20 protein-coding genes are annotated in these 19,865 nt (G+C 29.7%); 12 read left to right on the top strand and 8 right to left on the bottom strand.

Features of this window, described 5'->3' with window-relative positions; all coding sequences use genetic code 11:
• The first annotated feature begins 100 nt into the window (after nt 1-100).
• The gene (locus OWK30_RS02330; RefSeq protein WP_423323217.1) at nt 101-1,384 is read left to right on the top strand and encodes a TrkH family potassium uptake protein; all 1,284 of its coding nucleotides are present in this window, start codon (nt 101-103) and stop codon (nt 1,382-1,384) included.
• 3 nt (nt 1,385-1,387) lie between these two features.
• Nucleotides 1,388-2,047: a potassium channel family protein gene (locus OWK30_RS02325; RefSeq protein WP_423323215.1), complete on the top strand. Its 660-nt coding sequence runs from the start codon at nt 1,388-1,390 to the stop codon at nt 2,045-2,047.
• A gap of 44 nt (nt 2,048-2,091) precedes the next feature.
• On the opposite strand, the gene OWK30_RS02320 is transcribed toward OWK30_RS02325, so the two are convergent.
• The 8 genes from OWK30_RS02320 to accD all read right to left on the bottom strand — a co-directional run bounded on the left by OWK30_RS02320 (nt 2,092) and on the right by accD (nt 10,666).
• Nucleotides 2,092-3,294 (bottom strand): FprA family A-type flavoprotein, encoded by a 1,203-nt coding sequence (locus OWK30_RS02320; RefSeq protein ID WP_423323213.1) that lies wholly within the window; start codon nt 3,292-3,294, stop codon nt 2,092-2,094.
• A gap of 47 nt (nt 3,295-3,341) precedes the next feature.
• Nucleotides 3,342-3,503, bottom strand: a complete 162-nt coding sequence (rd, locus tag OWK30_RS02315) for a rubredoxin (protein WP_423323212.1) — start codon at nt 3,501-3,503, stop codon at nt 3,342-3,344.
• 46 nt (nt 3,504-3,549) lie between these two features.
• Nucleotides 3,550-4,545 carry a DHH family phosphoesterase gene (locus OWK30_RS02310; protein ID WP_423323210.1) on the bottom strand — a complete coding sequence of 332 codons (996 nt, stop codon included), beginning with the start codon at nt 4,543-4,545 and terminating at the stop codon, nt 3,550-3,552.
• Complete coding sequence (locus OWK30_RS02305; protein WP_423323208.1) at nt 4,542-5,573, bottom strand: hypothetical protein; 1,032 nt, start codon at nt 5,571-5,573, stop codon at nt 4,542-4,544. The genes OWK30_RS02310 and OWK30_RS02305 overlap by 4 nt, the downstream gene beginning before the upstream one ends.
• The gene (locus tag OWK30_RS02300) at nt 5,530-6,528 is read right to left on the bottom strand and encodes a GDP-mannose 4,6-dehydratase (RefSeq protein ID WP_423323206.1); all 999 of its coding nucleotides are present in this window, start codon (nt 6,526-6,528) and stop codon (nt 5,530-5,532) included. The genes OWK30_RS02305 and OWK30_RS02300 overlap by 44 nt, the downstream gene beginning before the upstream one ends.
• Complete coding sequence (locus OWK30_RS02295) at nt 6,525-8,672, bottom strand: LPS-assembly protein LptD (protein ID WP_423323204.1); 2,148 nt, start codon at nt 8,670-8,672, stop codon at nt 6,525-6,527. The genes OWK30_RS02300 and OWK30_RS02295 overlap by 4 nt, the downstream gene beginning before the upstream one ends.
• 9 nt (nt 8,673-8,681) lie before the next feature.
• The gene (locus OWK30_RS02290) at nt 8,682-9,749 is read right to left on the bottom strand and encodes a bifunctional folylpolyglutamate synthase/dihydrofolate synthase (protein WP_423323451.1); all 1,068 of its coding nucleotides are present in this window, start codon (nt 9,747-9,749) and stop codon (nt 8,682-8,684) included.
• Nucleotides 9,750-9,817: 68 nt separating this feature from the next.
• Nucleotides 9,818-10,666: an acetyl-CoA carboxylase, carboxyltransferase subunit beta gene (accD, locus tag OWK30_RS02285; RefSeq protein WP_423323203.1), complete on the bottom strand. Its 849-nt coding sequence runs from the start codon at nt 10,664-10,666 to the stop codon at nt 9,818-9,820.
• Between the two features lie 263 nt (nt 10,667-10,929).
• Between accD and fliD the strand changes: the two genes are divergently transcribed.
• From fliD to OWK30_RS02235, 10 genes are all read left to right on the top strand, one after another.
• Nucleotides 10,930-13,521, top strand: a complete 2,592-nt coding sequence (gene fliD / locus OWK30_RS02280) for a flagellar filament capping protein FliD (RefSeq protein WP_423323201.1) — start codon at nt 10,930-10,932, stop codon at nt 13,519-13,521.
• 12 nt (nt 13,522-13,533) lie between these two features.
• Nucleotides 13,534-13,953, top strand: a complete 420-nt coding sequence (fliS, locus tag OWK30_RS02275) for a flagellar export chaperone FliS (protein ID WP_423323199.1) — start codon at nt 13,534-13,536, stop codon at nt 13,951-13,953.
• 4 nt (nt 13,954-13,957) lie between these two features.
• Nucleotides 13,958-14,278: a hypothetical protein gene (locus OWK30_RS02270; RefSeq protein WP_423323198.1), complete on the top strand. Its 321-nt coding sequence runs from the start codon at nt 13,958-13,960 to the stop codon at nt 14,276-14,278.
• A gap of 61 nt (nt 14,279-14,339) precedes the next feature.
• Complete coding sequence (locus OWK30_RS02265) at nt 14,340-14,642, top strand: hypothetical protein (RefSeq protein ID WP_423323196.1); 303 nt, start codon at nt 14,340-14,342, stop codon at nt 14,640-14,642.
• Between the two features lie 11 nt (nt 14,643-14,653).
• Nucleotides 14,654-15,331, top strand: a complete 678-nt coding sequence (locus OWK30_RS02260) for an LOG family protein (protein WP_423323195.1) — start codon at nt 14,654-14,656, stop codon at nt 15,329-15,331.
• A 55-nt stretch (nt 15,332-15,386) separates the two neighbouring features.
• Complete coding sequence (locus OWK30_RS02255) at nt 15,387-16,046, top strand: histidinol phosphate phosphatase domain-containing protein (RefSeq protein ID WP_423323193.1); 660 nt, start codon at nt 15,387-15,389, stop codon at nt 16,044-16,046.
• Nucleotides 16,047-16,631, top strand: a complete 585-nt coding sequence (locus OWK30_RS02250) for a hypothetical protein (RefSeq protein WP_423323191.1) — start codon at nt 16,047-16,049, stop codon at nt 16,629-16,631.
• A complete protein-coding gene (gene iorA / locus OWK30_RS02245; RefSeq protein ID WP_423323189.1) occupies nt 16,628-18,367 on the top strand; it encodes an indolepyruvate ferredoxin oxidoreductase subunit alpha in 1,740 nt (579 codons plus the stop codon). Before OWK30_RS02250 ends, iorA begins: the two co-directional genes overlap by 4 nt.
• Nucleotides 18,364-18,933, top strand: a complete 570-nt coding sequence (locus tag OWK30_RS02240; protein ID WP_423323188.1) for an indolepyruvate oxidoreductase subunit beta — start codon at nt 18,364-18,366, stop codon at nt 18,931-18,933. Before iorA ends, OWK30_RS02240 begins: the two co-directional genes overlap by 4 nt.
• Nucleotides 18,923-19,795 (top strand): PHP domain-containing protein, encoded by an 873-nt coding sequence (locus OWK30_RS02235; protein ID WP_423323187.1) that lies wholly within the window; start codon nt 18,923-18,925, stop codon nt 19,793-19,795. The genes OWK30_RS02240 and OWK30_RS02235 overlap by 11 nt, the downstream gene beginning before the upstream one ends.
• The last annotated feature ends 70 nt before the right edge of the window (nt 19,796-19,865 follow it).

Genomic DNA, 19,865 nt, shown 5'->3' with positions numbered 1-19,865 from the left:
TCCACAAACACAATTAAACAAAGTTTTGCAAAAAAATATGGGGTGACTCCAGTTACAATATTTTGTTGACAAAAATTATTTAAATACTAATATCCGCATCATGCGTAATTTAAAGCTGAGCCCTTGGTCGTATTTAATATTAACTTTTGCAATTCTTATTATCGCAGGTTCTTTTTTCTTGATGATACCTGGGGCATACTCAAAAGGCAATTTGTCATATTTGGATGCTCTTTTTACTTCGACATCTGCTGTTTGTGTAACGGGTTTAATTGTGACGAATACATCAAACTTTACTCTTTTTGGACAGATCATAATTTTAATATTAATTCAACTTGGTGCTATTGGTATTATGACTCTTACATCTTCATTATATATCTTTTTAAGAGGAGAACTTGATTTGAGTCAACGAATTATGGTGGCTAAGATTACAGATGTTTTTGGCTTGCATGAAGTAGAAAGTATTTTGATATATATTATAAAATATACTTTTGTTTTTGAACTAATTGGAGCAATTTTTCTGAGTATAGGATTTTATATTTCTCACTATTCTTTAGGTGATGCTATTTATTACGGGGTTTTTCATTCAATTTCTGCTTTTTGTAATGCTGGTTTTTCCACTTTTGATCAGAGTTTGATTGGAACCAATCTGATAGTGAAATTAACTATAACTAGTTTGATAGTTTTAGGTGGTATAGGATATTATGTTATATATGATTTAAATAAATACTTTAAGCTTAAAAGCAGGTTAAAACTTCATACTAAAGTGGTACTTTTAACTACTTTTACATTAATCATAATGGGGGTGATGATATTTTCTGTAGTTGAAAAAGAGATGAATGTGATTGATGGTCTTTTTCAGTCTGTTACAGCAAGGACTGCTGGATTTAACACCATTGATTTAACATCCTTACACAATATAAGTAAATTTACTTTGATAATATTAATGCTAATTGGTGCATCTCCTGGTTCAACTGGCGGTGGTGTTAAAACAACAACATTTTTTATTACAATTTCTTCAATTACAAAAGTATTACGAGGTGAAAATAAGATAGTCGTCTTTAAGAGACAAATACCTTATCAAACAATTTTGAGGGCATTTGCACTTATATTTTTATACTTGTTTGTGGATGTTACAGCTACCTTAATTTTGTTGTATATTTACGATTACAATTTTTTAGAAATGTTGTTTGAGGTAACATCTGCTTTGAGTACAGTTGGTTTGAGTCTTGGAATTACCACTAAATTAACAGCTGCAGGTAAATTGGTTATTATTCTATGTATGTTTTTAGGAAGGGTTGGACCAGCCGCTTTAGTTATGGCTATGCTAGGAAGAGAAAAGAAAAGGGCTGTTCAATACCCTGAAGAAAAAGTGGTGTTGGGGTGATATATGTTTGAAAAAAGTAGAGATGTCTTAGTTATTGGGCTTGGAATATTTGGTTTTGAGGTTGCAGTAGGTTTAGCAAGAGAAGGTATAAATGTTTTAGCTGTAGATAAGAATACTAAGATTATTAATCAAATAAAGGATATAGTTACTGATGCTCTTGTAGCTGATGCTACAAATGAAGAGGCTTTAAAAGAGTTATCGGTGGACAAATATGATGCTGTAATTTTAGGAATGAGTAGTAGCTTTGAGAGTTTGATTTTATGTATTACATACTTAAAAAAATTAGGGGCAAAATATATAATCGCAAAAGCTAGTACTACAATTCAGAAAGAAATTTTGATAAAGATAGGTGCTGATAAAGTTATTTTACCTGAAAAAGAGATTGCTCTAAAGTTGGCTGAAAAAATTGCAAGACCTAATATAATTGATTTTTTTGAATTGAGTGGTGATGCTGCTGTTGCAACAGTAAAAGTACCTTCAAAGTTTTTTGACAAATCTTTGATGGAAATAGATTTAAGAAAGAAATATAATATTACAGCTATTATTTTAATTAGAGATGGGAATGCTAGACTAATAAGAGATGCTAGTGTTAAACTTATAGAGAACGACGAGCTTGTTGTGGCTGGGGAAGAAGATAATATAAAAAAAGTGTTTAGTGATTAAGAATTTTTGATGAGTTTAAATTAAAAAAGGGGATACCCCCTTTTTTAGCCTTCAATTACCTTTAGAGCAAATTCACGTCCCCATTCTTTAGCATTTTTTAATTCTTCTTCTGATGGGGTCATTTTTACTTTAAATGCTGGAAGTGGTAATTTCATTCTCATAGTTTTCAATATATCTTCAGTCATTTTAATACCTTCACCGCTCCAACCATAAGAACCAAAAGCTCCCGCTTTTCTGTTTGCTACGTTTAGTACAACTAGATTTGCAAATAGAGTAAAAATCGGTTTTGCAGCTTTTGCATTCAAAGTAGGTGAGCCTATAAGCAATCCATGAGATAATTCTATCTCATCGATAATATCATTCATGTTATCTAGTGCAGCATCAAACATCTTTACTGCTAAACCAGTTTCTTCAATACCTTCTTTAATTTTATCTGCTAACATTTTTGTGTTACCATAAGCAGTTCCATAAACGATAGTAATTTGTTTGTTTGGATTGTTGAGATAATATCTATTAGCTTGTTCTTTATAGAAATTAATATAATATTCTATGTTTTCTCTCAAAATAGGTCCATGTGAAGGACAAACTATTTCAATTTCTAAACTGTCAATTTTTTTAAGGGCATTTAAGATATGCTCTTTATAAGGTCTCATTATCATGCTGTAATAAAATTTAAATGCAGTGATTGCTTCATCTTTATTTTCTAATGTATCATTAAAAATATTTTTATCACAATAATGAGCTCCAAGAAAATCGCAAGGGAATAAAATTTTATCTTCAACTAAATAGGTGAACATTGTATCAGGCCAATGAAGAAATGGTGTATGGAAAAACTTTAATGTTTTTCCTCCAAGATCTATAAAATCACCATCGCCTACAGCTTGGCCGTTATACTCTTTGTTAATAATGTTATCAACAAATGACTTAGCTGTTTTTGAGTAGATAACCTGAATATTAGGATTTTTTTCAACAATAGCAGGTAAGGCGCCTGAATGATCAGGTTCATTATGGTTTAAGATAATATAATCTATTTCTTCAATAGGACATATTTCTTCAATTGTTTTTATGTATTCATTTGTAAAAATTTTTTTATTTGCTTCTATTAAAGCTTTTTTTTCTGTACCTATAACCAGATAGCTATTATAAGTAGTCCCATGTTCGGTAGGTATAACAATATCGAAAATTTCTAAATCAGGATCAAACACACCAACCCAATAAATATTTTTTTTTATTTTAACAGCACCCATGTATTATCCTCCTTTATATGAAAAAAAGGCTATCAGATGATAGCCTTTTAGTCTTGAGGCTCAAATGCTTCTTTACTTGCACCACATTCAGGACACACCCAGTCATCTGGAATATTCTCAAATTCAGTACCTGCTTCTACTCCATTGTCAGGATCACCTACTTCAGGATCATAAATCCAGCCACATACAGTACATATATACTTTTTCATAAGCACCTCCTTGCTCTAATTTATAATAATTATAAAAAACGAAATGTCAAATACTTTTTATGTCAACTTTGTCGATTTTGATTGCTAGCTTTTTTAATAGTCTTTTTCTTAGAATACCAATGACTTGAGAATAATCTCTATCATTAAGTGGAATTTGTCCTCCAGCAGATTTTATATGTCCACCGCCAGTACCTAAATTTCTTACAATTTGTAAAGCAATACTTCCTACTTTTCTTTTTGAAGATTTGCAGCGAAGAGAAAAATAACATATATTATCTATCCTACCAATTACAAAAGACCATTTAATATCTCTCATTCTTAGTAGAAAATCTGATGTCTCCGCAATCAAGTCTGCATTTCTTACTTCTTCTAAATTACAAAAAATTAAATCATCAATTATTTCACTTTGTTCGATAGCTTTTTTTAAATTTTTGAAATAATATTTTGGTAATTCAGGTGATTCAATTTTAGAGAGTTTCTTCAATGAAATTTTTGGTAATAAAAAACTCATCATTTCTAAATCTGTTTTTGAATTACTTCTTGCTGAACCTATGGTATCAGTTTTTATCCCATAATAAAGTGCTGTTGCAACATATCTATCAGGTTCTAAACCAAGTTGCCTCATATATTGAGTGATAATTGTTGAAGTTGATCCAGCTTCTTGCTTAACGTCATAAATTTTAGCTTTTGTAGTTGCTTTTCTAAAATTATGATGGTCTATTACTATTTGTGGGAAAAAACCTTTCGGAATATAAACATTTCCTGCAGTAGGTTGTGAATCAACAAGTACTAATATTTCATATCTTGAAAAGTTAAGCTTTTTGGAAAGATGCATTTCTATTTTACATTCTTTGACAAGTTCTCTGTTTTCAGCTCTACCAATCAACCCTTCATAAGCAATTGTACATCTTTTTTTGTATATACTATGAAAAATAAATTTCAAACCATAAGCAGACGCAATGGTGTCAGGATCTGGATTGTTGTGTGTTAAAATTAGAATTTTTCGAGCTGGTTTTATTAGTTCTAAAATTTCATCAATCATTTCGAAAAGTCTATTATAATTTCTCCGTTGCCAAAATTAATAATATTGTACTTGTAATTTTTTTGCAATAATTTTAATTTTTTCTCCAAATTATCGACAGGTAAAAGAGATATTATATCAAAAACTGCCTCATTTAGTGAAAACGATTTCATTTTATATTTTTCTATATAGTGTTTATTGTCAAGTACTTTCAATAATTTTAGGATTATACTTAAATTGTTAAAATTGATGAAAGTTAGGGTTAATTCATTTTTCGAAATATTTATTTTAGGTAATTCAATATAGTTGTTCTTTATATACTCAACAGCTTTATTAATTGAGGATAATATGGAGTTGGAAATACAATCATTTTTGCTAATAATAGAAGATTTGGTAGAGACAACTTTAAATATTTTAAATTTTTTTTCTTTGGTGAATGTTTCTGTTATGAGTTCTGTTTTACAAGAGTAAGGGATTTCTCCAGATTCTGAAATAATATTTGTTTTAAATATTATTAAATATTTGGCGCTGCTTTTTGCAAATTCGTTTAATAAATCATCGTAGGAAGGATTTTGAGGTAGGTTGAATAAAAAATCATCTTCATTTTTCAATGAAAGATTATATTTTCCAAATATATTGGCAATGTTTTTATCGTTATTTAAATTTGACATATTAACAATATAGTAAATTACGGATTGTTTGAGATTGTTGAAAAACAGGGGAAGATCATCAACAGTAATTTCGTCTACGTTTACTAAAAGATGATAATAAACAGTATAATCTTTAATATATCTATTAAGAATCTTATATGATTTGACAAACCTGATAAAGTCTTTTGTTATTTCAGGTATTTTATCTTTATTAGTAGTCACTTTTTCAAAATGCTTTTTAATAGCGTTTAGCAGTGCGTTTGTTAGGGCACTTTTATCCGCTTTTTTAAGATTATTATTTTCTATTACAGAAGTACCAAAGCTATCGTACTGAATAGCATAAGTTATACTATAACTAATGAGTAGAATTGCTAATAAAATAAGCAAATGTTTTTTCAATGGCATCCTCTAATAATGTATAATTTTTCCATCCAAGTATTTTAAAAGCTTTATCCATTGAAATAGATGAATTATATTTTTTGTCAACTCGATAATTTATTTCTTTATCATAAACTCTGTTGAATTTATGTTTGGCAATGGTTATTGCAATTTCGATAAAATCATTAATAGAGATATTTTCTCCACCTAAATTGAATATATTAAATTTTCCTCTAATTTTTAACCCATGTTCAAGACCATATATTAAATCTTCGTAGAAAATTACGTTTATTATTGAATTTTTTGAAATAGTTAGAGTAATTGGATAATTGAAAAAAATGTTTTTTAAAATAGTTGTAGGGATGTTTTTGTGTTGACAACCAGGTCCAAAGTAATTGGAAATTCTGAAAGTTGTGAGAGGTAAATTATGATCAAAGTGCAAAGATTGTAAAATTAATTCATTTGCAGCATGGACACTTCCTTTTAAGGTTGATGGCATCAACTTGCTTTCTTCATCAAATTGTTTCTCCGTATCAAGATATCCGTAAACATCTGTAGAACTTATATAAACAAAGTTCTTATTATTTAAAGATTGCCAGTTTTTGATGGCAGCGATTGCAAGATTTATAGGTAAGTAAATGTTGTTTAAAGGCGTTTTTGATGAAGATATGTCTAATATGTTTATATCACTATTAAAAGCAAATGCATAAATTACATCTATATTACCAAATGAAAAGTGACTAAACATGCCTTTATGTTCATTTAGGATTTTATTAATAAATGATTTGTCTTTTAAATCTCCCTTTATATATAGTATATTGCTAACGTTATTAAATCGTTGTTTATTGTTAATATATTTTTCATCGTTTTCATTATCTACTGCAATTATCTTATACATAGGAAAATTATTAGCAAGAAAGATAGAGAAATTATTTCCTAAAAATCCTAATGCACCACTTATCAGTATATTTTTCATCTTTTAAAAATTTCCCTAGATGTATCTCCAATTCCTTTAAAGGATATTAATAAATAAAAAATATGTTCATATTTACTAGATATTGAATCAGAATTTATATTTGTATTTAGTTTTTTATGATATTGTAAACCTAGACTCCAACAGTCAGAATTGTAAACTCCTGTTACTATAAATTCATTTGTTTTTAAAGAATCATTTGATAAATATGTTAATTTTTTTCTAAATCCAGATTTTTTCAGTGAAACTGACATTTTTAATTTTTTATAAGTATATCCAATGCTGTTTGTCCAGGATGTGTTTTCATCGTATGTAATATTTTTATTGAAGATAAGTTCAGTTGACATAAAAAAATTGTTATAAATGAATCTTATATAGTCTTTATTATAAAAGGGTTCCTTTTTATAAAAATCATAATCGGCGTTTTTGTAAATTTTTATAAAATTTTTGTAGTTAAATTCTAATTTATAGCTTAATGGCTCAAGTCTTTCGTTATTTTTTGCTACATTATAATTTTCATTAATTTCCATTTTTAAATTCCAGTTTTTAGATTTAAAATAATGTGTCATTGTATATTTATAAATATTTTCTTCATAAATTTTATCATCTTCAATGACCAAAGGGATAGTAGATTGATCTAAAAATGGAGTTTGAATATACTCCAAGCTGTTATATATGGAATGTTTGAATGTTTTATAATTTTTGTATATTTCATTTAATTCAAATTTTAACTTATAAGTGTATATGAATCTTTCAATACTGTTATTATTGGTACGAATGTTTAAAAATATGTTTTCATTATCATCTTTACCTCTAAAATTGAAATCTGCATCATACCATCTAGTATAATATTGAGTATATTTAGGAGTAAATGTTCCAATTTTAACGTTAATCGGCTTATATAAATTTATTTTAAAGTGTTCCCTTTTCAAGTTAGTAGAAGTGATATATATATTATTGTTTATTTTATTTGTTATTGTAGTGGATTTTAAACTATTAAAATCAGCATAATAATCTATTTTTAGGTATTTTGTATCTAAGTTGTTTTTTTCAAAAATGATTTGTGGTTTTCTATACAAATGTTCTTTGGTGTACCCATTGAATATGTCTGAAAATTTCATGTCATCTTTGTACACCAGCGAAATATCAGAATATTTGGTATGTAAAATCAATCTAAAATCTGCAATAAATTTATTATCTTTATTTTCTTTAATTTCTTTATTTAATGATAAGGTTTCAAAATCACTTATATATTGAAAATCACTTACGTAATCCAGATTGACCCTTAATTCCAGGTTTTTCAGTAGAAATATATTTGTATTACTAAAAAGTCTCCAACGTTTGTTGTCAATGAAAACAATATCATTATCTTTTATATATTCTCCATAAAAATAGAATTTTTCAAAATCAGATTTTTGGTATCGTAATTCAAGATTGTATAATAGCCCCTTTTTTTGGAAATAACTGACTCCAATAGTGGCATCTTTATCAACATCTATGTTCCAAAAATATTTTGGTGTAATGAAAAAACCTGTATTGGAACTTACTCCAATATCAGGTACTAGAAATCCTGATTCACGTTTTTCTTTTATAGGCCATACAAAATAAGGGATGTACAACAGTGGTACACCTTTTATGTTTGCTGTGGCTGATTTACTATAGAAGTATTCACCGTAATCAATTTTGGCTGATTTACTTTTAAATGACCAATCTGGATTTTCATCTTTGCATGTTGTTATTTCAGCTTCAAATAACTTAAAACTTTTGTCTCCAACTTTTTCAATGGTTAATGCATTGAAATAATGATAAGGAGCATAAAAACCTTTGGCTTTTTTAATTACCCCTTTTTGGTTAGCGAGATTTAGTTTTAGATACTTTGCTGCAAAAAAATTACCATTGTCATCCTTAAATGTAATATTGTCGAAAGCTTCAATTTCGTTTTTATCTTTTCTGTATATAATTTTATTAGCTGTAACTAATACTCCCTGATATATTAAAATTACATCTCCTTCAGCAACGGCGGTATTTTTATTGATAGTAGTAACATTGTTTGCTTCTAAAATTACGTTATCTTTTGAAAAAACCGGATTAATAGTAAGAAAAAACAAAATGTATAAAATCAGCAGTTTTAAAAAGCCGTTCATCATTTAAATATCTCAAAAACCTTTTAGAATCTTTTTAACCTCAGCGCATAGGTAAAGTGAACCACAAACCAGTATATCAGTATTTTTTGATAACTCAACTGCTTTTCTTAGAGCAATTTTTAGATTAGATTCCTTAGTTATGTTTTTTGCGGATATTTCTAATTCATTTACCTTGATTGATCTGACATTATTTGGGATCTCGGTTAATATTAAATTTGTTGATTTTGTAGATAATAAGTTTATGATTTTTTGATAATTTCTATCTTTTGTGGAAGAAAAAATTACGACTGGTTTTTGTTTAAAGTTTTTTAGAATCTCTAATATTCCATTAATGTTATGAGCACCATCTATAATTATGTTGTCATATCTTTCAAACCTACAAGGGGGAAGGTTGATTTTTTCAATAGTTGTAGCAGTTTTAAAAAAATCTAAAATTACTTTTGCTAGGGCTGCATTTTTATAATAAGGTGTTGGAAAATGATTTTTAAGTTGTGTTATAATTTCCTTGCTAGGCGTAATAATATTTTTATTAGGGTAGATAGAATTTAAGGTTTTGATCACAGTTTTATTGTTTAAACCAAGAAATATAGGATTGTTATTTTTTACAATAGCTGCTTTTTCTCTTGTTATAGATTCTAATGTTTTTCCAAGAAATTGTTCATGATCAATCGATATGCTTGTAATTACTGGAATTTTATTTTCAAGGACGTTTGTAGCATCATATGTGCCACCCATACCTGTCTCTATAATTGAAAAATCTGGGGTAAACTTTTCAAAATATTTAAAGGCAATTAGTGTTATTGCTTCAAAATAGGTCAATTTGAACTCTTTTATAATTGAAAAGTAGGTTTTAAAGATATCGTTAAACATGTCTATACTAATTTGTTGTCTATTAAGTTTAATTCTTTCACAAATACTAAATAGGTGAGGTGAGGTAAAAAGTGCCACTTTATAACCAGAGTTTGTTAATGCTGATGATATAAAATGAGCGGTTGAGCCTTTCCCATTTGTTCCTGCAATATGGATAATATTACCTAGTTTTTTTTCATTGAAATTAGTATATTCTAAAGCTGCTTTTATTCTGTTTAAAGTTAGTTTTGCGCTGAGGTATTCATTTGCTGATGAAAAGAATTTTTCGAATTTCGTAATCAGCCGAAATACTCCAGTAGTTTTGCTACTGTATTTTTCCAGTCTTTTCTATGGATTACCATATCTACCATACCATGTTCTAATAGAAATTCGGAGCGCTGAAACCCTTCGGGCAGTTTTTGGCGAATAGTTTGTTCAATAACTCTTGGTCCTGCAAAGCCAATCAGTGCTTTAGGTTCAGCAATTATAACATCACCTAACATTGCATAACTAGCTGTAACGCCACCAGTAGTAGGGTCAGTTAATATAGAAATATGAGCTAAGCCTGCTTTTTCAAGTTTTTTAAGAGCAGCTGAAGTTTTTGCCATTTGCATAAGAGATAAAATACTTTCCTGCATTCTTGCTCCACCTGAACAACTAATTGTAATAACATGGTTTTTATTAATTATAGCTGATTCTATAAGTCTAGTGATTTTTTCCCCTACTACACTTCCCATTGAACCACCGAGGAAGGAAAATTCCATAGCACCTATGTGAACACTTTTACCATAAACAGTTCCGATACCACTGATAAATGCTTCATTTATACCAGTTTTTTTTACAGCTGATTTTAACCTGTCAGGATATTTTTTTGAATCTTTAAACCTTAAAGGATCTTTTGAAATTAAATTTGCGTCAATTTCTATAAAAGAACTTTCATCAATAATAATTTTGATTTTTTCATATGCGCTTATTCTGAAGTGATATTCACAATTTGGACAAGTATGGAGATGTCTTTCAATTTCTTTTTTATAATTAATTTCTCCGCATTCAGGGCACTTTATCCAAACATTTTCTTTTATTTCTTTTTTTTTGCCAAATGATTTAACTTTTTTTATTTTATCAAAAAGAAAATTTTTTAATCCCATTTCTTGTACCTCCGTTTGTCAAAGAAAACTAATTAGAGTATTTTAAACACTAAATCAATAATAAAATAGTGAAGTAGTATTCAGTTTGATTTTGTCAAGATTTTTTTATCCCTGGAGTTACCCGAAATTTGTTCTGCCATTTCATAAGATGATATGTGAAACATTTAAACTAATTTTTGTTTTAAAATGAAAAAAAATAAGAAAAAATCTAAAGAGTTTTTTGATTGTGTCGATAGATAAAACAAGACACGGAGGTTGGCCTAATGGATGCGCTAAGGATTGGCGGTATAATGAGTGGCCTTGATACTAACGGTATTGTAGATACTTTAGTTAAACAAGCTAGAATCCCTATTGAGAAACTTCAAGGACAATATGATTTAAAAACTTTGGAAAAAAATGTATATCAAGATATTAGTGCAGATTTAGTTAATTTAAAAACAGACTTACTGTCTTTAAAACTTCAATCTACCTATAAATCAATGATAGCTACTTCGTCAAACACTTCTGTATTGACAGCAACAGCTTCTTCTGTGGCATCGGTTGGTAGCCATACTATTAAAGTAAACAATCTTGCACAAAATGCATATTGGTATAGTAATTATACTTATGCTAAAATAGTGGAAAGTGGAGCTGGAGTTACCTCATTATCAGGAAAACCTGTGGAAAATATTGAAGGTTTACATAACGTTTCTATATCAAGTGATGGGACAAGATTTATTGCCCATGATTCAATACAGTTATTAAATCAGCCTTATGTGCAAAAAATTTCTGGTACTTCTATTTCAAACGTAGATGATTTTGGTGATTTGACAGTTGATGAATCAGGTACATTAGCTTTTACGTATAATTCGACTGTAATTAATGTACCTATAAATGCAGTTACTGGTGATAGCCTTAATAAGGTAGCTCAGCAGATTCAGGATGGTTTAAATAATGAAATAAATGTGATTGAAAACACAACTGATATTCAGTATGTCGCTGTAAAGGCTCAATTTGATGGAAGTAGCTGGTCTTTAGCTATTTATAAAACCCGTGTTACAGATTATAATTTAACAATTGATTCAAGTGTACCTTCTACTCTTATTACTGATTTAGGATTGAATACAACTACGATATCGAATGTGAATTCTATTGATAACTATATAGCTGCAGTAGATTTGGCTGCTTTAGAGTTAAAGATAAACGACCCTAATTATGGGTTGATTGGAGGGGTTACTTTAAACACAGGATCAGGGTTAACTGAAGGCAATTTGCAAATAGTGCAGGATGCTACGTTGAGTACTAATTATGCTACAAAGACAAAAATTTTTGGAAATACTGTTAGTAGTGGTAGCGGCCTGGATGTTACCACCATTGGTTTGCAGAATGCAGGTTTTTTGAAAACTGTTGATTCTAGCTTAAATGGTACTTTTACAATAAATGGTGTTAAAATTACTATTGAAGATTATACAGCGATTTCTGTGAATGATTTATTGGCTAAAATTAACAGTTCTGGTGCAGGTGTTACTGCATATTATGATAGTGGTAATGATAGAATAGTTCTTGAAGCAAATAAGACGGGTGGTGCCAATATAACTTTGGGTGATTTTTCTGATACAAGCAATATACTTACAGTTTTGAGATTATCAGTTGCTGAAGGTGCTACGATAAAATATGGTACAACAGATGGAAATATTGATCCCACCGCAAAACTTTCAGATAGTAATTTTAATACAGTTATTAGTAGTGGAATAATTACTATAAATGGTGTTTCTATATATGTTGATGCTCAGAATGATAGTTTAAATGATGTCTTTTATAAAATAAACAACTCTGGAGCTGGTGTTAGTATTAGTTATGACCAAGCATCAGATAAGGTTTTTATAAAATCTAATGATGTGGATAAAATTACTTTTGGTTCTATATATGATACGAGCAATCTATTAGAAGCTTTGAATCTTACTAACAATACTACTATGGAAAGAAGATTAGGTTTTGAAGGTAAATATTCATCTGTAACAGTGGATGGAATAAATTATATTAGGAAAACAAACAAAATTGATGATATAATACCAGGAGTTACTTTGAATCTGCAAAATGCATCAACAGAATCTGTTACTTTAAATGTGTCGGTAGATACAACTAAAGCAGTGGAAAGTTTAGCATCATTTATATCACATTATAATGCGCTAATAGAAAAACTAAATCCGCCTGAATTAGATGATGAAGATAAAAAATATTTAGAGCCTTTGTCTGATGATGATAAAGCAAAAATGAGTGATGAGGAGGTGAAACAATACGAAGAGAACTGGAAGAAATTTAACACATATGAAATAATAAGAAAAAGTTCGGAAATAAGAAGTTTAAAGTTAAATCTTAGGTCCAACCTCTTAAGTAAAATTGGTGGTTTAAATGGTAAATATAATTCATTGGTTGATATAGGTATTGATATTGCAGGTAATGGTAATATTGAAATTGAAAAAAAAGGTTATCTCTTAGTTGATAGTACTGATTACGATGAAATTAAAAAGAAACTTGAAGAGAACACAACATTTATTAATGCATTGACAAGTAATCCAGATGATATTTATAAGCTTTTTGCTGTGAATGAAAATGATATTCAAGGGTGGGCTAGGAAATATGAAAATATTATTAATCAGTATGTGTCTTTAAATGGGATTATAGATGTAAAGATAAGACCGTATGGAACAATTGATAGAGAGTTATATACTCTTGCAAAGCAAATCGATACTAAAGAGAGATATGTTGAATCTTATTTAAATAGGTTGTGGCAGAAATTTTCAAATATGGAGAAAGTAATTGCCGATTTGCAAGCTCAGGGTTCATATCTTCAACAATTAATTACACAAGCTTGATTAGGAGGTGTTATGAAAAACCCTATAAAGACTTACTTAAAAAATGAAATTGAAGGTGCAACAAAGGGTAAACTTGTATTGTTGCTATATGATGGGGCTATAAAGTATATGAAAATGGCCTGCAAGTATATAGATGAGAAAAATATTCCTGAAGCACACTCTAACATTATAAAAGCTGAAAATATTATTTATGAATTAATGTCAACACTAAATATGGAGGCAGGGGGAGAAATTGCAGAAAATTTATTAAGACTTTATGACTTCATGGTTTATCAGCTTGTTATGGCAAATAAAGATAAGGATAAATCGAAAATAGAGTCTGTTATAAAACTTATGTTTGTATTGAGAGAAGGGTGGAAACAGATAGTTGAGCAAGAAGAAAAAACGAAGTTGGATGAGAGGAAAGCAAAACAAATAAATATCTCAGGTTAGGTCTATGACAATTAATTTTGAAGGTAACATAATTAATTTTAGACAGAAAATTGAGGAACTAAGCAAGAAGAAGGGCTCTGGAGTAGAATCAAAGAGTGATGTTACTAAATCAGCATCAAAAAGTAATAGGAGAGAAATTGTTGATCTAGTAAAGATTAAAAATGAAAATTGGCTCGCTGCAAATATGGATATCAAAAATGAAGATGAAGCTGCTCGTCTTGTGAATGATTTACAAAACCTGTTTAACAAAGATGCTAGAAAAGCTCTTCTTGCTCATGATAATGCTAATGCTGATAAGGTGTTAAAGCTTTATCCTTTTGAGTAATATTTTGGAGCCCTCAAAGATTTGTTCTTGATATTATTTAAAAAATCGCTAGAGTATTTTTATGTCTTCTAGTTTTAAAATAGTTGCTGAAAAACTATTACTTTTCTTAAAAGAGCTTAATGAAATGGAAATAAATGATGAGTTCTTTTTGAAATTGAATATGTATGAAAACTTTTTAAAGCAGCTTTTACAGATTTCGGAGAAAATGGAAACGATCAGTGAAGGTGAAAAAGAAGTTTTAATTGAAATAAATGAAAAGAATAATTTATTATTGTCAAGATTAAAATCCGAAAAAGATAGCTTAAAAAACAATATATTAAGTGTTAATAAAAGAGCAAATTTTAAAAAGAAGTATTATAATTGAGGTTTAAAATAATGAATGAGAACAATAACAATATAAAAAAAAATCAATATTTAATAGATGATATAAAAGTTGGAGATACTTGGCGTATATTTAAGATTCTTTCTGAGTTTGTAGAAGGGTTTGAAAGATTATCAGGGATTGAGCCCGCTGTAAGTATATTTGGCTCTGCAAGGGTGAAAGAGGACCATAAAGATTATTGGAGAGCAAGAGAGTTAGGAAGGTTGCTTGCAAAAGAGGGGATTACTGTTTTAACAGGTGGTGGACCTGGAATTATGGAAGCTGCAAATAGGGGAGCTGCGGAGTCTGGTGGGAGTTCTATTGGTTTAAATATAGAGTTGCCTTTTGAGCAGAAGCCTAATCCTTATGCAAATAAGGTGATAACATTCAATTACTTTTTTGTAAGGAAAGTTATGCTAGTAAAATATGCGAGTGCTTTTGTTATATTTCCAGGTGGTTTTGGTACTATGGATGAGTTTTTTGAAGCATTGACTTTAATTCAAACGAGGAAGATTTTACCTTTTCCTCTAATTCTTGTAGATAGTGATTTTTGGGCTGGATTATTGAATTGGATAAAAGGTAGAGTGTTAGCTGAAAGGTTTATTTCTGAAAAAGATGTGGACCTTATTCAGGTAAAAGATGATGTACACGAAGTGGTTAATACAATAAAAACTTTTTTATCTATGTTTTAATCTTTAATTATTAAAATAGTTGATTTATTTTCAAAAGAATATATAAATAACCGTTATGTTTTATGTGGACTTACATACTCATACTACCTTTAGCGATGGTGTATTAATTCCTGCTGAGTTGGTTCGTAGAGCTAAAGTGTTAGGATATTCTGGTATAGCAATTACAGATCATGCTGATTCATCTAATTATATGTTGATAATTGAAAACTTACTAAGATTTAAGGATCATATTAATAGTAGTAGTAAATTTAAGGTTATAGTGGGGGTGGAATTAACTCATGTTTTACCATCCCAGATTGAAAAACTTACCTTTTTGAGTAGAAAAGCAGGTGCTGATATAGTGCTTGTTCATGGTGAAACTATTGTTGAGCCTGTAGATGAAGATACTAATAGAGCAGCAATTGATGCGTGTGTTGATATATTAGCTCATCCTGGATTGATTACTGAAGAGTTGGTAAAAAAGGCAAAAGATAACGATGTATACCTTGAAGTTACTACAAGAAAAGGGCATTCTCTAACCAATGCTCATGTGATTAAGCTTGCATTAAAATATGGGGCAAACCTAGTAATAAACAATGATTTTCATACACCAGGTGATTTTTTTTCAGTTGATATGCTAAGTAAAACTTTACTTGGAGCAGGATTACAAAAAGAATTAGTGGAGCGTATTTTTAAAAATAATAAAAAAATTTTCAATAGGTGTTTGGAGGGTTAAATGGCTAAAAAGAAAAATCAAGTTTTGGATGAAGTACCTATAGATAAGGTTGAAAGTTTTGTTGAGAATAACTTTAGGAAAATTTTAATAATTGTGGGTATGTTGATTTTAGCTGTTTTAGTTGGGTATGGGGTAAAAACTTATATGACAAACAAATATATAGCTAGTTTAAATGAATTGGGTGGATATGAAATATCGTTCACTAAAGGTAAGAAGAGTAAAGCTTTGATAAATGAATTTGTAAACAAAGGTATATCTGTTTCGAAAGTTAGAGATTATGTGGTTTTGAAAGCTATTCAGCTTTATTCTGATTTAGGGCTTACGAATGAAATCAAATTATTAGCTTCAAATTTAGGAGATAATTTCAATGAGTTGTCAGATAACTTGTTAAGTGACTTAAATATCAAAAAAGTTGACGCTAATAAGTATCTGACAGATTCTTATTTAAAGCCTATTTGGTATTATAAAGCTATTTTAGATAGTAAAAATGGTAGTGATAGAAAAAAACTTTATAAGGAATTTAAGTTGGAATTTCCAGACAGTAGGTTGTTAGAATTGCTAAATAACTGGGGGCTTAATTCATGAAGAAAGTTTTAAGCGGAAATGAAGCTTTTGCAAGAGGAGCATATGAGGCTGCTGTCAAAGTGGTGAGTTCTTATCCAGGTACTCCTAGTACTGAAATAACTGAAAATGTTAAGTTTTATAATGAGATTTATACTGAATGGGCTCCGAATGAGAAAGTTGCTTTTGAAGTGGCTCTTGGAGCATCTATTGCAGGAAAAAGAGCTCTAACCTGTATGAAACACGTTGGATTAAATGTAGCTGCTGATCCCTTGATGACTGCAAGTTACACCGGTGTTAATGGAGGGATGGTAATTGTTGTAGCTGACGATCCAAATATGTATAGTTCTCAAAATGAGCAAGATAGTAGGCATTATGCGAGATTTGCTAAAGTAGCTATGCTAGAACCATCAGACTCTCAAGAAGCAAAAGATTTTTTAATTGAAGCTTTTAATATTTCCGAGAAATTTTCTACTCCTGTTTTGGTTCGTTCTTGTACTAGATTATCACATAGTAAGACAGTTGTAAGACTTGGTGAAAGGCAAGCTGAGGTAGATTTAGGCCTTGAAAATAATATCCCAAAATGGGTGATGGTGCCTGCGAATGCGAGAAAAAGGCATTTATTTGTAGAAGATAGACTGAAAAAATTAATTGATTATTCATATAATTCAGGTTTGAACAAGATTGAATATAAGTCTCCTGAAATTGGTGTTGTTTGTTCTGGTGTAGTTTATCAATATGTTAAAGAAGCTCTGCCAAATGCTTCTATATTAAAGCTTGGAATGGTTTATCCTATTTGTACTGATTTAGTTGAAGAGTTCTCTCAAAAGGTAGATAAACTTTATGTTGTAGAAGAGCTTGATAGATTTATAGAAAATGAACTTAAATCTGCAGGGATAATGGTCGAAAGTTTAAAAAGAGATGTTTGTGGTGAACTTTCAGTTGAAAAGGTTAGAAAACTATTTAATCATAACATAGATGTTAAAGGTTTGAACCCTTTAAAATTACCAAATAGACCTCCAAATATGTGTCCTGGATGTTCTCATAGAGGGATTTTTTACGCAATTCATAGGTTAAAACTGTTTGTTGTTGGGGATATTGGTTGTTATACCTTAGGATTATTGCCTCCATTAAATGCGATTAATTCTACAGTTTGTATGGGAGCCAGTGTTTCAATGACGCATGGTATCGATAAGGCAAGTGATGGAGAATATGCGAGAAGAGTAGTTGGTGTAATAGGAGATTCTACTTTTTTACATACAGGTGTGAATGGTTTGATGAATATAGTGTATAATAAAGGGTGTTCGACTATTATAATTCTTGATAATAGAATAACTGGGATGACAGGTCATCAGCCTAACCCTGCTACAGGGATTACAATTAAAGGTGAATTGGCTCCTAAAATTGATTTTGAAGTATTAGTAAGAGCAATTGGTGTGAAAAATGTATATAAAGTAGACCCTTTTAATATTGAAGAATGTATGGAGGTCTTAAGAAGAGAAGTGGAGAAGAAGGAGCCAAGTGTAATAATAACTACAAGACCTTGTATTTTTGCTGATAGATCAGTAATTTCTAGCCCTTTTTATATAGATGAAGACAATTGTACAGGTTGTAAAGCGTGTACCAAAATTGGTTGTCCTGCTATTTTATGGGATGAAAATAAAAGACAAGCTTTCATTGATGAAACTTTATGTACTGGTTGCGGTCTTTGTCCGAAAGTGTGTCGTTTTAATGCTATTCATCAAAGGGGGGAGAAATGAAGAAAGATATACTTATGGTTGGAGTAGGTGGTCAGGGTATAGTTTTAGCGAGTGATATTTTATGTGATGTGGCTCTTTTAGAGGGTTATGATGTAAAAAAAAGTGAAATTCATGGTATGGCTCAGAGAGGTGGAAGTGTAGTTTCACACGTTAGGATTGGAGAAAAAGTTTATTCTCCAGTTATTCCCCTAGGTGAGGCCGATATAATTGTTTCTTATGAATATATGGAATTCTTAAGATATCTAGAATATAAAAATACCAATACTATACTTGTATTAAATATAAACAGGATTTATCCTCCATCTGTTGCTATGGGGGAAGTAGACTATCCTGATGAGTTAATTGATAAAGAAAAGAAAAATTTTGATAAACTATATGAGCTAAACGCTCTTGAGATTGCTAAAAAAGCTGGTAATGTGAAAGTAGTAAGTACTGTATTGCTTGGTGCAGTAGCTAAAATTTTACCTTTTAAAAAAGACAGTTGGTATGAAGTGATTAAGATGAGAGTGCCTAATAAAGTTGTGGATGTTAATATTAAGGCATTTGATTTAGGGTATGCTCATTGATTTACATATCCACTCAAACTTTAGTTCTGATGGTGAACACAAACCTCTGGATATTTATAAGATAGTTAAAAAGAAAAATATCAATGTTTTTTCAATTACAGACCATAATACTGTAAAAGGTGTGAGAGATTTACTGGATAATGTAAAAGCAGGTAAAATTATGTTTATCCCTGGGGTTGAATTTTCTTGTTCTTATGAAGGGTATGAAATTCACCTACTATCTTATGGTTTTAACCATTTAGATGAAAGATATGGTTTTTTAGAGGATAATTTTAAAAAAATTAAGAGAGAACAAGCCGTTAGAAGAGCCCGTAAGTTGCAAGAGTTAGGTTTTGTTTTAAAAGTTGAAGATGTTTTGATGCATGCTGGAGAAAAAGCTGCTTCTGGGGTGACTTTTTTAAATGTCTTAAAACAATACAAGGAAAATAGATATAAACTTTATGATTATTTAGAGGGGAATAAGTCTAAGTCACCTTATACCAATTTTTATTTTGATTTTTTTAGAAAGGGTGGATTTGCTTACGTAGAAATGGAGTTATTTAATTATTTTGATGTAGTAGATTTACTAAAAGATACTTTCTTAGTATTGGCTCATCCAGGGCTATATCCTGAATGCTTAATTGAAAATCTTCTTGTTGAATCTGTTTGTGGTGTAGAGGCTTTTAGTAGTTATCATGACTTTGAACAGCGTAATAGATTTCTTAAATTAGCTGCAGATAAGGGATTAATTGTAACATGTGGAAGTGACTATCATGGTAAAAGTATTAAACCTAATGTGAATTTTATTAATTTTGAATTACAACTTGATATTCAGAATAAATTGATTCAAAAGTTAGAATCGTTAAACAGTTATTTCATTTAGACTTTCTAATTTCTATATTTTTTGTGTTGATTATTACCTGATATAAATTATGTATATATTTAAAAATGTT

It is taken from the genome of Deferribacter abyssi (assembly GCF_049472655.1).
GTDB lineage: Bacteria > Chrysiogenota > Deferribacteres > Deferribacterales > Deferribacteraceae > Deferribacter > Deferribacter abyssi.
The sequence above is the reverse complement of the archived record's forward strand: the minus strand, read 5'-3'. Positions and strand labels throughout refer to the sequence as shown.